Consider the following 14319-nt stretch of genomic DNA (forward strand, 5'->3'; position numbering starts at 1 on the left):
GACGAACTTAACGGCACGTCCACCGCCAATCCTGCAGGTTGTTGAGCAGTGACCAGCTACCGTGGATTTCCGGCGCCCCCTTGCCAAGGTCGATGCAGCGGTTGGCCAGATAAGTGTGCTGCACATTGAGCAGCCAGGCCCAGGCTGCATCCCCCTGCACTCCGGCGCCGGTTTTGCCATCCCACTCCACCTGCTGCCAGAACGGCACGGCCGCCTGCCAGTCGGGGGCATCCAGCGCCTGCTTGAGGTGGCCATCCACCACCGGATTCTGGTAATAGCCCGGGTTGTAGAACTCCACGCCGGCGGAGCCGCTCTGGTAGTGGTGATAAAGCTCCATGGGATCCAGACTCCCCCACCCCATCAGCACCGGGTTGGCGTGCATCTCGCGCTCCACCTGCTCCCAGCTGCCGGACTTGAGGCTCACCTCAAAACCGATGGGCCCCAGCATGGCCCGCACCGCTTCCGCCAAATCCCGGCGGGTGCTGTCGCCACTGGTGTACCAGAGAGTAAAGGCGGCGCGCAGGGAGTCCTTGTGGCGAATGCCGTCACTGCCCATCTTCCAGCCCGCTTCGTCGAGCAGGGCGTTGGCGTGGGCGGCATCCCCGTCCTTGAAGGCGGTGGCTTTGTTCAGCCAGGGCAAACCTTCTACCGCGCTGTAGGCGGGGATGGCATGTCCTTCCAGCAGCTGGTCGGCCAGCAGCTTGCGGTCGATGGCGTAGTTGATGGCGCGGCGCACCGCCACATCCGAGGTCACGTCGTTGCCGATGGGATAACCCTTGGCATCCTTACCGCCCGCAGGCGGAATGGGGAAGACGATGCCGCGGTTCTCCACGCTCGGCCGCACCCAGAGCTTGAGGGAAGCAGGTACGGTGGGCGCCAGCGAGGGGGCGATGCGCACCAGGTCGAGCTGGCTGCTCTGGGCGGCGGCATAGGCGCTCTCTTCATCGATAAAGACAAACACCAGCCGCTTGAAGTCATTGTTGCCGCCGGCGTAATGGGGGTTCGCCTCCACCACCAGTTGCTGGCCGGGCAGGAAGCTCACCAGCCGGTAAGGGCCGGCGCCGACCGGATGGCGGGCGTAAGCCTTGGGATCGTAATCCTTCTTCGACACTATCCCCAAAGATCCCAGCACGTTGACGAAGGTGCTCTGGGGAGCACTCAAGGTGATGGCAACCTCGGTGGGCGAGAGCACCTTGGCCGAGACAAAGTTGCCCATGTCGATCTTGCCGCCGCCCTGGGCTGCGCTGTTGTAGGTGAAGGCCACATCCTCTGCGGTAAGCGGTGCACCGTTGGAGAATTTCAGATTCGGCTTGAGGCGGATAAGCCACCCCTTGCCATCCTGGTTCGGAGTCACCGCTTGGGTGAGCACGTTCTGCCAGCTGAGGTCGGCGTTTTGCTTGAGCAGCGGGCTGTGCAGCAGCAGATAGCTGCCGTGGCTCCAACCAAGCAGCGGGTCAAACCCTTCGGTGGGCTCACTGCCGATGGCGAGCTTGAGTTCGGCGGGGACGGGCTGGGCAGCCAGCGCCATGGTAGAGAAACCGCCCGATAGCAGGGCCAGCAGGGGTAGTGCCCGCTCCAGGACTGGCGCACCCAGCAGGCCATCGATGCGGCCATGTTCAATCTTCATCATGATCCTTGTTCCCAGGATTCACTCGCAGAGATGCAACGCCACCTCAATGAGGCGAGTGAGGGGCCCATGCCGGCCCCTGTGTCAAACTGACGCGCCCGGTTGTCGGCACGCCTTGGTCTCAGGACTTTCGTCCCCCGAACAGTCGTCGGCGCCCCAGATCCACGCCGCCCTCCCCCTGCTGCACCGGAAGCGAAAGCAGCATCTTGAGGGCGCTGCTCACCAGCGCCCGCCCCTCCTCGGCCCCGAGATGCGGGTCGATGGGGGACATGAGCGAGCAGGCCAGCAACTGCCCCGTCTCGGGCAACTCCCCCACCATAAAGGTCAGGTTGCCGCAGGGGAGCTGCAGGGCGAGGCATTCGCTGCTGCTGCGCACCGGCCAGAGTTGATCCGGCCCGGGCAGCACCACCACGCTCAGCATCCAGGGGGTGAGCACGCAGCCAAGCCACTGCCCTTCAAACAGGGTGCACTCGGCCACGATGGGCATGGCCGGGTGGTAGAACGGCAGGGCCTGCATCTCTTGCTGCGCGATCCGCTCGTATTGGGCTACCAGCAGAGGCGAGGGATTGCTGGCAAAACCGGCAAATTCCTGCGCCGTCTCCGGTAATATTTCCGGCACTCTCTCAACCTCGTTCACAATGGATTGCGCCATGTGCCCTCCCGCGCTTGTTCAGCTTTCTCCTGCTCAGAGAGCGGGATGGCTGGGGCACCAACACTGGCCAGCAGGGTCAGGATCCGATCCGTCGCCTCCCCCAGCGCCGCCGCCACCACGGGAGTGAGGCCGATGCGGGGCTCGAGGGATTCGGGCTCGACCCCGATCAGGGTGAGCCGCTTTGGCGACTCCCCCGTCATGTGCAACGCCGAGAGCACATCCGCCAGCCCCAGCTGATGGGGGGAGATCTTGCGGCCAAACAGGGTCGGGATCTCCTCATCCTTCAGGGTCACCACTGTGCCCGGCGGATTACCGCTGCGCACCGCATCCACCAGAATGATGTGATCGCGACTGGCCATCGCTTCGAGCAGCTCCATGCCGGCGGTGCCGCCATCAAGCAGCTCGATGCCGGGGGCGAAGCGGTAGTCGCGCTCCAGCCCCTCGACGATGCGCACGCCGACGGCCTCATCGCTCAACAGCAGATTGCCCACGCCCAGGATCAGGGTGTTCATCACAGCACCTTCACCTGAGTCACGTCGCCGCTCTGGGTATCCACCACGTGCACCGCGCAGGACATGCAGGGATCGAACGAGTGGATGGTGCGCACTACTTCCAGCGGCTTGGCCGGATCGGCTACCGGGGTGCCCACCAGGGACTGCTCGTAGGGGCCGGGTTCGTCATTGAAGTTGCGCGGACCCGAGTTCCAGGTCGATGGCACCACCGCCTGATAGTTCTCGATCTTGCCGCCCTTGATGACTACCCAGTGGGAGAGCATGCCCCGCGGCGCCTCTTCAAAGCCCACCCCGCGAAACTCCTTGTCCGCCGGGATCTCGGCCTTGATGTAGGCGCTGACATCCCCCTTGCCGATGTTGTCCACCAGCGCCTGCCACTGGTGAGACAGGGTGTCTTTGAGCACGCAGCAGCGCACCGCCCGGCCGATGATGCGGCCCAGGGTGGAGTGCAGCTGTTCGGTCTTGATGGCCGAGCCGGTGAGCGTCTTGTAGAGACCGTTCAGCTGATCGAAGTGCGCCACCGTCTCCGGGTGCTTGGCGGCGAGCTTGACCAGCAAGTCGGCGAGCGGCCCCACCTCCACCACCTTGCCGTAGAAGGTGGGAGACTTGACCCAGGAGTACTTGCCGTCATCCTGCCAGCCGGTGTAATCGGGCTCGGTCTTGCCCTCCCAGGGCTTGAGGGGGGCGTCATCCTTGTACCAGGCGTGCTTGTTGCTCTCGGCAATGCCATCCATCAGCCACGCATCCTGATGGCTCTCGATGGGGCGATAACCCGCCAGATTGCCGTTCTCGATGTAGCCGCCCGGCATCAGGAAGCTGCCGCCGTCACCGTCGGTGGGGAGCTCCGGCACGCTCAGGTAGTGCTTGGCCCCCTGCCCCAGGTTCAGCCACTCGGGGTAGTGGGCGGCGATGATGGCGGCATCCACCTTGTAGACCTGCTCGATGAACTCGCCGAGCCGGTCGATAAAGCTCTTCACATAGAGCAGCCGCTCCAGGTTGAGCACGCTCGGTGCATCCAGGTTGATGGGGTTGGCCACCCCGCCCACCGCCAGGTTCTGGATGTGGGGAGTCTTGCCGCCGAGGATGGCGACGATGCGGTTGGCATCGCGCTGGCACTCCAGCGCCTGCAGATAGTGAGCCACGGCGATGAGGTTCACCTCCGGGCTCAGCTTCATCTCCTTGTGACCCCAGTAGCCGTTGGCAAAGATGCCGAGCTGGCCGCTGGCTACCAGGGCGCGGATCTTGTCCTGCACCTTGGTCAGCTCATCGGCACTGTTGAGGGACCAGGTCGATACCCCCTTGAGCAGGTCGGCCGCTTTTTGCGGATTAGCCTGCAGTGCGGCGGTGATGTCCACCCAGTCCAGCGCGGAGAGCTGATAGAAGTGGACGATGTGATCGTGGATGTTGTGGGCCGCGATGATGAGGTTGCGGATGTACTGGGCATTGACCGGCACCTTGGCGCCGATGGCGTTCTCCACCGCCCGCACCGAGGCGATGGCGTGAATGGAGGTGCACACCCCGCAGATGCGCTGCACTATCATCCAGGCATCGCGCGGGTCGTTGCCCTTGACGATCTCCTCCATCCCGCGCCACATGGTGCCGGACGACCAGGCCTTGGTGACGACGCCGCCTTCGATTTCACAGTCGATACGCAGGTGACCCTCGATGCGGGTGATGGGGTCTATGGTGATACGTTGGCTCATACGTTGGCTTTCCCTCGGGCCTGATAATCTTGGTGAACACGTTCAAGTGATGGCAGTACCGGCAGCAGCCGGATCAGCAGCAAATAGGCACACACCTCGATGGCGACGAAGCCCAAGGAGATCAGCACTTCCGCCGCGGAGGGGAAGTAGTGGTAGCCATTGCCGGGGTTGAAGGCGAGCAGGGAGTAGTCCAGTCGCCAGAGGGCGGCGCCCAGCAGCATGCTGAGGGCCCCCAGGAACAACATGCGCGAATCGCGGCGGCTCTTGTCCCAATGGAACACCAGCAGCGGGAAGATCATCAGCGCGATCTCGCTCCAGAACATCAAGGCGTAGCGGTTCCACTGGGAGAGATATTCCGACTTGTCGTTGATGACGATCTCGGCAAAGCGCAGCGCCACGAACAGGATCAGGAAGATGTCGATCACCTGGGTCAGCTTGTAGAAGAGCGACTTCTCGTTGGGGCCGCGCCCCGCCAGCCCTGCCTGCACCAGGGAGCCTTCAAACACCACGATGGAGAAGCCCATGATGAAGGCGGTCAGAAGCGAAAAGACCGGCAGCAGCTCGTAGCTTTGCCAGAGCGGATGGATCTTCTCCCCCGCCACTATCATCAAAGAGCCCATCGAGGATTGGTGCATGGTGGGCAGCAGGGCCCCCAGCGCAAGGATGAAGAACATGATCTTGTTGAGTCGTGCCATGGAGGCCTTCCAGCCGAACTTCTCCAGGAGCACGGGGGCAAACTCCAGCGCCATCACCCCGATGTAGATAGTCATGCAGACCGCCGTCTCGAACAGCACCGAGGAGGTGTTGAAGAAACCCGGAATGTAGAAGTAGGGCAAGTTCCAGTAACGGCCGACGTCGATGGTGATGGAGAGGCCCCCCAGCGAATAGCCAAACAGACTCGCCAGCAGGGCCGGCCTTACCAGGGGGTGATACTCGCCCCGGTTGAAGACGTAGACCGCCCAGGCCAGTGCCCAACCGCCACAGGCAAAACCGGTGCCTATCAGCAGATCGAACGAGATCCAGAGCCCCCAGGGGTAGCCGCCGTTGAGATCGGTGACCGAGCCCAGCCCGAAGATGAGGCGCTTGAGGATCAGCATGCCGCACAGGATGACGAACGGCGCCAGCACCATGACCGGCCAGCTGACCAGCCGGCCCCCCAGCGGATGTGCCTTGTGATTACTCATGGTCCTTGCCTCCCGATTGCTTGTCATGGCCCGCGTGCGAGTCATGATCGTCGCCATCCTGATGGTCCTTGGTGTTGCGGCGAATGAGCACCGAGAGCCCGGTCAGCACCACCAGCGGCAGCACCATCCCCTTGTAGAGGGTGTGCTGGATGTGCTCGGAGCGCGCCCCGGAGGAGAGCTCCGGCAAGTCAGGCATGTCGAGCTTGGTGTAGGGCACCCCGGCCAGCACCAGCACCTGGGTACCGCCCCCCTCCTTCTCGCCATAGACGTAAGGCTGGTAGTTGGGCACCTCATGCAGGTAGGGATCGTTGGCGCTGAATGTCTGGCGCGGGTAGGCATATTCGCTGCCCGGGGTGGCCAGCAGCCGGCGCTTGGCTTCGGCCATCAGCGCCTCGCGGGTGCCGAAGATGACGGCGCCGGTGGGGCACACCTCGACGCAGCCGGGCAATTTGCCCTGATCGATGCGCTCAAGCCCCTTCTGGTTGCAGAGCTCGCACTTGTGGATCGCCCCCAGCGGATTGTCGTAGTCATATTTGGGCACATCGAACGGGCAGCCCACCATGCAGTAGCGGCAGCCGGTGCAGACGTCCGGGTCGTAATGGACGATGCCGGTCTTGGGATCCTTGGTCAGCGCCTGCACCGGGCAGACGGAGACGCAGTTGGGATCGACGCAGTGCATGCACTGTTTCTTGATGTAGGCATAGCCATCCACCAGCTGATCCTTGTGCTCACCCGTGCCGCTCTTCCACACCTGAATGATGTTGTTGGTGTAGGGGCTCAGCTTGTCGTTGTTGGACCAGGTCGCTTCCCCGGCCGGATTGGCCTGGTTGCCGTTGAGGCGCTGACACTCCGCCACACAGGCCTGGCAACCGATGCAGAGGGTGGAGTCGTAGAGCATGCCGAGCGCGCCGGGAATGGGCGGCTTGTTCTCGGCCGCCGCCAGCGCGGTGCCGGAAACGGTGGTGCCCGCCGCCAGCGCACCGACGGAGGCGAATTTGAGGAAGTTGCGTCTGTTCACGGTCACTCCTCCCGTGATGAGTGCTGCCCGGCTTCATGGCGCTTCTGCTGGCGACCGAGCTCGCGCACCGTCATCAGACTCACCCCGACCAGCACCCCGAGCGCCCCACCGATAAGGCCGGTGGCGGTGGGCGACATGTGCCCTCCCTCCTGAATGGCCACGTCGGGCTTGTTGACCCGCGGGGTGGGATTCTCCACCTTGGCGAGCTGGAAGATCCCCTTGCTGAACCCCACCCCCTGTTCGTTGCAGCCGTAGCAGGGATGACCGATGCCAACGGGCCAGATGCCACCACCGATATCACAGAACTCCAGAGTCGAGCAGTTGCCGTAGGTCTCCGGCCCCTTGCAGCCCAGGTGATAGAGACACCAGCCCTGACGGTGGCCCTCGTCGCCGAACTCCTTGGCGAAGCGACCGGCGTCAAAGTGCGGACGGCGCTCGCAGTTTTCGTGGATGAGCCGTTCATAAGCAAACAGCGGCCGCTTCTTGGCATCCAGCGCCGGCAGCTTGCCGTAGGTGATGTAGTAGGCGACCGTGGTGAGGAAGTTGTGGGGGTTGGGCGGACAGCCCGGGATATTGATAATCGGCGTGCCGAGGTTGCCGAGGGCCTCTTCCAGGCTGACGGCACCGGTCGGGTTGCCGCCGCTGGCGGGCACCCCGCCCCAAGCGGCGCAGGAGCCGATGGCGATGACCGCAGCCGCGTCACTGGCGGCACGGCGAATATGGTCGACGATAGGCTCACCGGCCACCATGCAGTAGATGCCGCCATCTTTGAGCGGAATGGAGCCATCAACTACCAGCACATACTTGCCCTTGTAGCGGGTCATGGCGTTGTGCTTGTTCTCTTCAGCCTGATGGCCAAATGCTGCCGAGAGCACCTCATGGTATTCGAGGGAGATAGTATTGAGGATCAGGTTCTCGATGGTGGGGTGGGTGGCGCGCAGCAGTGACTCGGTACAACCGGTACACTCCTGCGCCCCAATCCAGATCACCGGCGGCCGCTCCGGGCTGGTGAGCGCCGTGGCCATCTTGGCCACGGCATGCTGGCTTAATCCCAGGGTTGCGGCCATCCCGGCGCACAATTTCATAAAGTCACGGCGATTAATTCCATGAGCCGATAAAAAAGTATCCTCGACCATTCTTCTTATTCCCGTCAGTGAGCATTGTTTGACAAATGCTTAATTGCGGGAATGCTATGCCTCCCCTTCCCCCTTTATATTGATCTCCATCAAGTCGAACCCTATTAATGCCTCTGTTGGACTGGAGAGTGAAATCAAAAAAGCTATATGCCACATGCATTTATTATTTGCTGAGCCCCAAAAACACCCACAAAGAGGTATTTCAAGAAAATACCTAATTAACACCATATAAATTACGTCTTTGTTTTCGGCATGAAATTATAAAAATGAAAGCATTGTCACAGAATTTATTTTTCGGCCCTGTTATTTCAGCATTTCATCTTCATCAATAGGTGTTGCAGCGTACATAGCGCCACCACTCAGTCCTTCATCTCTTGCCAAAACAGAAATAAATTAATCAAGCGCGGTACCTTAATAGCCAAGCTCAAGGACTACAGAAAGTGGCTGAATCACCAGCAGAAACGCTTGTATCTCGTACGCAACCCGCTTTCATTGTACTGACCAGGCTGGCCTCCCAAGCCATGATGACACAAGAAAACACCGGCTGAAGCCGGTGTCAGGTGATATCTAGATCTGTACAGTCAGTCAATAACTCCATGTCATACTGGGTTTATTGAAATATCTATTTGCTTAACGGTTTCTGAGCCGATGAAACGTATTGATTTATTATCATAATAGTAAATTAAATCACCATCTTGTATCGCTGAAGGCTTACCATATACTTTTAGGACGTTAAGCATTTTACTTCCAACAAAAATCCCCCTACTGCTAAACCCTATATCGCTCTTGAGGGTAATCCTAGTTATTCTGTAATCATCAAAATCTCTTTTTATTTTATCATAGTTAAGATTAGATGACTCTATATATATAGGATCAAAATCGTGTTGATAAAACTTATAATCAACCCCATTTATAGTTCTAAATAAATCTATATATTTATTCCCACTATCTATTTCAGTGAGATTATCAAACAACCATGCTATATCACTGTAACTATTATCAATATGTATTTCAGTACCATTGAAATCTACAAAGAAATCACTTTCTCTCACATTTAATTTATCTGTCGATATGCTATCTTTGCTGATGCGAGGTGATTTAACCCATCCAGCATGTACTATTCCATTTCTATCTAAATAATTTATATATTGGAAGCCATTATATGATGCATATGATACTGCTTTATCACCATTAATAATGAAAACTTTATTTGATTTACATTTTTCGAGTGGGAAATCATAAAAAAAAGTTCTCCCTTTCGAGGTCACAATGACATCTGAAAGACCATAGTTCACGCCTTCATAGTCAGTATCAACACTCGAAAAACTCATTTTTTCACACTCGGATTGAGCACTGAAAGAAAGTAGTAAAAAAACAAGATAAAATATACTTTTCACCAATCACTCCTCGTAAACAGGAACATCTATGTATAGAACGGCATCTGGAAAAATATCAAATCGTTTCTTCATGTTAGGTATTTGATGTTTGGCCCACAGAACATCGCTAGCGTACTGATGTTCACCTGGTGATGCGGGGTTCCAACGCATTTTATAGAGTGTATTTTGTTTGTATTTAGGATGGTTAACAAAGTTATCAGAGATCCATTTAGCCCCTCCATCTATTGCTTTATCAATAGAATCCCATCCTTTATCAAACGCATACTTTGTGCCTAGTGAAGGCTTATCATCTCTAACATTAATTCCATACATATTATATACTTTAATTCCGTTAAATTCTTTTCCACGTGCGAACCCTGATGTCCCTCGACCAGTTTCTAGTGATGCATGGGAAACAAGATATACTTCACTGACATTATATTTTTTAGCTGCAGACGTAAAAACAGAACCTTTCCCTTCCAAAACTCCTTGACCAAACAAAAACTTATTTATTTCATCATCTGAAACTTCAGAATACTTTGACAGATCAAGAAATTGATAGATAGAGTCTTTAGTGACGTCATCGTCTGGAGTTAGATTCACCAACACTTCATTTCGACTTGCTATCTTATAGTTTCCTACTTTGGGGGCATACTGGGAAGGGATTGCCATTTGTTTATCCAGTGCATACGATAGTGGATACCTATAGTGCGTATAGTTTACTACAAATCGATCTTTTTTCTTTCCATAAATAGCTATGGGGTAAATGTGATAAATATTAGGACCAATCTTTAAACTAGCAGCAGTCTGCATCCATTCCAGCTTATCGATGCGCTGTTTTTCATGATCCACCAGCAGGTCAAAATCAGGCAAGCCAATTTTAGCCATCAGTTTTTCCAGCCACAGATAACTGCTGGCCGACGATTTTTCATACCACTCGCTGGGATGCTTTACGATAAGCTTGTGAAGTTTCTCTGCATTGCTGCTATTTTGCAGCGCGGCCTGGATCTCTTCACTGCTCAGTTCACCGCTCTTGTCGGTATCAAAACTGTTTACCAATTCGGTAAAGAAAGTAGGCGGCACATCCGGGTCCAGATAACCATCTGATCCTGAACCATCAACCTTTTTAAAGCCAATCTTAAGCCAGTCATGCTGGCTCAAAAGCTCCACTTGCTCTTTCTTGACATATTTTCCTGACGAAATGCTGACCCACTCCTGCTTGGCGGCATCTTTTTCAAACGTTGGTGATTCAACCAGCGCTTCCAGACTCTTGTCACCGGTTGCCACCCAGAGATCTTTACCATCCTGCTTTTTCTTCTCGTGCAAGATGAGTCCCGCCGGGACCTTGGCATAGGTGGCACCACCTCTTGTTCCCGCTTTGTTGGCCAATACATCGTCCAGTCTGGGATCCTGGGTGAAGATTTCAAGATGGACTTGATGCTTGCTCTTCTTGCCACCAATCAAAGAGCCAGGCGTTTCCACCAGGCCGAGATAGCCGATGGTCTCACCTGCGGCAATAGCCACGGGAGATGGCAACACATATAGCTCACCAAGATGAGAAGGTGTACGCGCATTTACCTTGATAAATTCATCTTCGACGCACACCCAGGCCATACCGCAACTACCCGCAGCACCATCTGCATTCGGTGTCACATATTCGCATTTGGCCATCTTGCGTGCTTTGTCACCCACCCAATGGAATTCGAGTTGGTGGGCATCATACGTCACTTTTGTTCCTGCGGGCAGAGAAACGCTTCGGTCTCCTGCTCTCAGACGACCTGTAGGCCCATTGAGAACAGGATCCGCACGACCAACCATATTCGTCAGCACCTCGGCATCTATTTGATCGAATAGCCAGGTTGGCACATTGGGCTTGATAAAGGTCACTGCTTCCGGGCTATTGGCGATCCAGACCGAACTCCCTTGACTGACCACAACACCGGCCTTCTCGGCCTCTTTCATCTGGGTATTGGACAACTGACTCTTGATGATCACCTTGATGAAGTCATACACCTTGCCCCCAACATTCCCCTTTTGGGATGGCACACTGCTGTCCATTTCCAGCTCGGTATCCTTGGGCAAGGTGAAGCGCGGCAAGGCGGCATCAACACGCCGCTGCTCGGCATCGGGATTGGCATGGGGAACGGAATTGCGCGCATTCCACCCCTTCTTCAGTACCAGCTTCTCGGTGCTTTGGTACTGATCCCAAGGCAGCAGATGCATATAGAGCGAGTAGAAGGTGAACTCATTTTTCGCCCTGGTCTCTGCATTCACTTCACAATATTCATGCTGTACCAGGCAGAAGCAGTTGGAATAACGCAAGGACTCCCCATGAAATTCAGAGGTCAGGTAATCCTTCATCATCCGGAATGCCACCACCTTGCCATCGGCCATGGCTCTGACAGGATACTTATCCTTGCACCAAGGGGCACTCTTGTCGCTGATATGAATGCCACCATGCCATTTGTTGTGATTGCCAAGAAGATAGTGGCCCGATTGCTCGCCATTGATCAGCGCCGTCAATGCCTTGGCATCTTTGAACTCTTCCCCTTTGGCAGTGAGGATGGGAAATGCAAACTTCATGCTGTTTCCTTATTCAGAAAAGAGGTAGAACGCACCGGGCTTCTCTTCTTTCAAGAGCGCCTCCATCGCCTTCTCGGTGGGAATGGCCTTGATGAGTTCAACCAGTTCGGGAGCCTTGACCACTTCTACCCCCTTGGGAACCACGGGGGCCTTGCCACCCCAGCCAGAGCCTGAGCCTGCGCTGCCGCCGGCATTGAGTTTGATGGCGGGGCCGACCAGCTTGACGCCGCTCGGGTCCACTTTCACAAAGCTGCCGCCGCCCTTGAGGGTGATCTCGGAACCGGCTTCCAACACCAGCTTGTCGCCCACCTTGATATGCACCTCCTGACCGGCTTCCACCAGCAGGGACTGCCCCAGCTTCTGATGCAGGCTGGCATCCACCGTCAGCGAGTAGTCGGCTTTTATCTGGTCGCGCTTCTCACCCTCCACCGTCAGGTGGTCGTTGGCCTTGATGCGGGTCACCCGCTCATTGTCGATATCGGTGTGCTGGTCGTGCTTGATTTGCCAGGCGGCGTCGTTCTCTATCAACACGTTCAGGTCTTTCTGACCGTGGATGTAAATCTCTTCCTGCCCCGCCTGGTCTTCAAAGCGCAGCTCGTTGAAGCCTTCACCCTGGTGGGTTTCGGTGCGCAGCACGGTGCGGGTCTTGTTGGCTGGCAGCTCGTAGGGCGGCCGATTGGTGGCGTGATAGGTGCGGCCGGTCACGATGGGCTGGTCGGGGTCCCCCTCCAGGAAACTCACGATGACCTCGTGGCCGATGCGCGGGATGGCCATCATGCCGTACTGACCGCCGGCCCAGCCCTGGCTCACCCGCACCCAGCAGGAGCTCTGGTCGTTGGAACTGCCATACCTGTCCCACGGGAATTGCAGTTTGACCCGGCCATGCTCGTCGCAGTAAATCTCCTCACCGTCGGGACCCACCACCATGGCGATTTGCGGGCCATCCACCATCGGCTTGTGAGGGGCCTCGGGGCTGCCGATGCGTGCTCGCCAGGTGGTGCTCGCTTTCACCACGCCAAATTCGTTGTGGTAGACGGTGGGGCCGCAGCCCCCCTCCTCTTCCAGTGCCTGCGGCTGCAAGCCGGTGTGCTGGATGCGCACGATTTGCCAGTCGGTGTTGAGGCTGCCGTTGGGATGTTCGGTCAGCGAGAAGAACTGCCCCGGCTGCAAGGCCGCGCAGTTGGACTTAGCCTGGCCCGCCACCGCATCGTTGCGCAGGGCATCGAGCCGATGCTGGGCAAACGCCTTGCCGCTGCCGTCCTGCTTGTAGCGGCCCGGATAGTCGAAGTGCTGGTAGGTGTCGCGCTGGTGTTCGAGCTCACTGCCCTGCTTCTTGTGGGAGAGACCATAAGCCGGGGTCTTGAAGCTGTAGTCTTTGAGCTCCACATCCGACGGGCGTACCGCCTCGCGGTAGTGGAACTGGCGCACATAGGGACCTTGCTCGAGGGAACGATTGCCGAGGTTGAAGAAGAGCTCGGGGCCTTGAGTCAATGCTGCGGCATTGTCAGCAAACACGATGCGGTGCTTGCCCGCTTCAAACTCGTGGAAGTAGAACATCCCCTCTTCGGCGGCGAGGCGGTTCACAAAATCGAGGTCGGTTTCCCGATACTGAACGCAGTACTCCCGCTTGGCGTGCTCGTTCTTGAGCGCAAACGCATAGTCGGTGATGCCGTGCTCTTGCAAAAGAATGCTGAGGATTTCATCGGGCTTCTGCGCCTGGAAGATGCGGGAGTTCTGGCGAAGCGACAGACGCCACAAGGCCGGCTGCACCAGCAGCTGATAGCGGGTGCGGCGAAAGCCGCTGTCACCCTGCGCGAAGTCACTGACCACCCCGCACACCCGGCGCTGCAGCTCGCCGTTGTACCACACCAGCAGCTCGCACGGCTGGTCCAGCACGGCGCCAACGTCGATGTCGGGCTGGGCACTTGCCAGCTCAAGGCGCAGGTTGAACGGCCGGTTCAGCGCCTCATCCAGTGCAAACTCGGCCACCACGAAGGTACTCTCGGACAGAGCCCCCACCTTGACGGTAAATTGTAATCCTGTGCTGTCTGCCATGAAGCGCTCCTTAACCTGCCTGTCCGCTGCCTGAGCCAATCACCACGCCGCCGCAGCCGACGGCAGTGCCGGTCACGGCGATGGGCTTGCCGTTGACCAGCACAGAGCCGACGCCGCCCGAGATGCTGCGCGGATGGGGTGGATTGTTGGGTTTGTCGTGGGGGGCCAGCGGATCACCCTGGCGGGCCACCGGCTTGCCATCGAGGAACACATCCGGGCTGGCGGCAATCACGGGGGATGGGTGGAAACCATCGTGGTCGGTGCCGATGTCACCGAGCAATGCAATAGAAGGGCACATCTGGATTCTCCGTGGGGCAACCATGGTGCAAGCGCAGCCTGGTGCAGAGACAGTTGAAGCGGCGACCCAGCAGCCTCCATGCCATGGCAAAGTCGCCCACAATCACATTAAAAATCAGTCAATTACGATTCAAGCTCGCGGCATCAGACCAATCTGCTGCAATCCATTGCGCAAG

11 protein-coding genes are annotated in these 14319 nt (G+C 57.4%); all 11 read right to left on the reverse strand.

The window, feature by feature from the left end; genetic code table 11:
• Positions 1–7 precede the first annotated feature (7 nt).
• The 11 genes from AB5Y51_RS14675 to AB5Y51_RS14725 all read right to left on the reverse strand — a co-directional run bounded on the left by AB5Y51_RS14675 (position 8) and on the right by AB5Y51_RS14725 (position 14144).
• Positions 8–1627 (reverse strand): ABC transporter substrate-binding protein, encoded by a 1620-nt coding sequence (locus AB5Y51_RS14675; RefSeq protein WP_368178669.1) that lies wholly within the window; start codon positions 1625–1627, stop codon positions 8–10.
• A 121-nt stretch (positions 1628–1748) separates the two neighbouring features.
• Positions 1749–2279 carry a hydrogenase-2 assembly chaperone gene (gene hybE, locus AB5Y51_RS14680; RefSeq protein WP_368178652.1) on the reverse strand — a complete coding sequence of 177 codons (531 nt, stop codon included), beginning with the start codon at positions 2277–2279 and terminating at the stop codon, positions 1749–1751.
• Positions 2261–2791, reverse strand: coding sequence for a HyaD/HybD family hydrogenase maturation endopeptidase (locus AB5Y51_RS14685; RefSeq protein WP_324047808.1), 531 nt, complete (start codon positions 2789–2791; stop codon positions 2261–2263). The genes hybE and AB5Y51_RS14685 overlap by 19 nt, the downstream gene beginning before the upstream one ends.
• Positions 2791–4494, reverse strand: a complete 1704-nt coding sequence (gene hybC, locus AB5Y51_RS14690) for a hydrogenase 2 large subunit (protein ID WP_368178653.1) — start codon at positions 4492–4494, stop codon at positions 2791–2793. Before hybC ends, AB5Y51_RS14685 begins: the two co-directional genes overlap by 1 nt.
• Positions 4491–5678 carry a Ni/Fe-hydrogenase cytochrome b subunit gene (gene hybB / locus AB5Y51_RS14695; RefSeq protein WP_024941907.1) on the reverse strand — a complete coding sequence of 396 codons (1188 nt, stop codon included), beginning with the start codon at positions 5676–5678 and terminating at the stop codon, positions 4491–4493. The genes hybC and hybB overlap by 4 nt, the downstream gene beginning before the upstream one ends.
• Positions 5671–6696, reverse strand: coding sequence for a hydrogenase 2 operon protein HybA (gene hybA, locus AB5Y51_RS14700; RefSeq protein ID WP_368178654.1), 1026 nt, complete (start codon positions 6694–6696; stop codon positions 5671–5673). Before hybA ends, hybB begins: the two co-directional genes overlap by 8 nt.
• 2 nt (positions 6697–6698) lie before the next feature.
• On the reverse strand, positions 6699–7832 hold the full coding sequence (hybO, locus tag AB5Y51_RS14705) for a hydrogenase 2 small subunit (protein WP_368178655.1): 1134 nt from the start codon (positions 7830–7832) through the stop codon (positions 6699–6701).
• A 599-nt stretch (positions 7833–8431) separates the two neighbouring features.
• The gene (locus AB5Y51_RS14710) at positions 8432–9229 is read right to left on the reverse strand and encodes a hypothetical protein (RefSeq protein ID WP_257726370.1); all 798 of its coding nucleotides are present in this window, start codon (positions 9227–9229) and stop codon (positions 8432–8434) included.
• Between the two features lie 3 nt (positions 9230–9232).
• Positions 9233–11791: an N-acetylglucosaminidase gene (locus tag AB5Y51_RS14715; RefSeq protein ID WP_368178656.1), complete on the reverse strand. Its 2559-nt coding sequence runs from the start codon at positions 11789–11791 to the stop codon at positions 9233–9235.
• A gap of 9 nt (positions 11792–11800) precedes the next feature.
• On the reverse strand, positions 11801–13846 hold the full coding sequence (tssI, locus tag AB5Y51_RS14720; RefSeq protein WP_368178657.1) for a type VI secretion system tip protein TssI/VgrG: 2046 nt from the start codon (positions 13844–13846) through the stop codon (positions 11801–11803).
• Positions 13847–13856: 10 nt separating this feature from the next.
• Positions 13857–14144 (reverse strand): type VI secretion system PAAR protein, encoded by a 288-nt coding sequence (locus AB5Y51_RS14725; RefSeq protein ID WP_017411057.1) that lies wholly within the window; start codon positions 14142–14144, stop codon positions 13857–13859.
• Between the last annotated feature and the right edge of the window lie 175 nt (positions 14145–14319).

The organism is Aeromonas sp. R7-1 (assembly GCF_040908115.1).
GTDB lineage: Bacteria > Pseudomonadota > Gammaproteobacteria > Enterobacterales > Aeromonadaceae > Aeromonas > Aeromonas caviae.

Coding starts and splice junctions, on each gene's coding strand:
- AB5Y51_RS14685 (WP_324047808.1), bottom strand. CDS start 2,791: ATGAACACCCTGATCCTGGGCGTGGGCAATCTGCTGTTGAGCGATGAG.
- hybO (WP_368178655.1), bottom strand. CDS start 7,832: ATGGTCGAGGATACTTTTTTATCGGCTCATGGAATTAATCGCCGTGAC.
- tssI (WP_368178657.1), bottom strand. CDS start 13,846: ATGGCAGACAGCACAGGATTACAATTTACCGTCAAGGTGGGGGCTCTG.
- AB5Y51_RS14675 (WP_368178669.1), bottom strand. CDS start 1,627: ATGAAGATTGAACATGGCCGCATCGATGGCCTGCTGGGTGCGCCAGTC.
- hybB (WP_024941907.1), bottom strand. CDS start 5,678: ATGAGTAATCACAAGGCACATCCGCTGGGGGGCCGGCTGGTCAGCTGG.
- hybC (WP_368178653.1), bottom strand. CDS start 4,494: ATGAGCCAACGTATCACCATAGACCCCATCACCCGCATCGAGGGTCAC.
- AB5Y51_RS14725 (WP_017411057.1), bottom strand. CDS start 14,144: ATGTGCCCTTCTATTGCATTGCTCGGTGACATCGGCACCGACCACGAT.
- hybE (WP_368178652.1), bottom strand. CDS start 2,279: ATGGCGCAATCCATTGTGAACGAGGTTGAGAGAGTGCCGGAAATATTA.
- AB5Y51_RS14715 (WP_368178656.1), bottom strand. CDS start 11,791: ATGAAGTTTGCATTTCCCATCCTCACTGCCAAAGGGGAAGAGTTCAAA.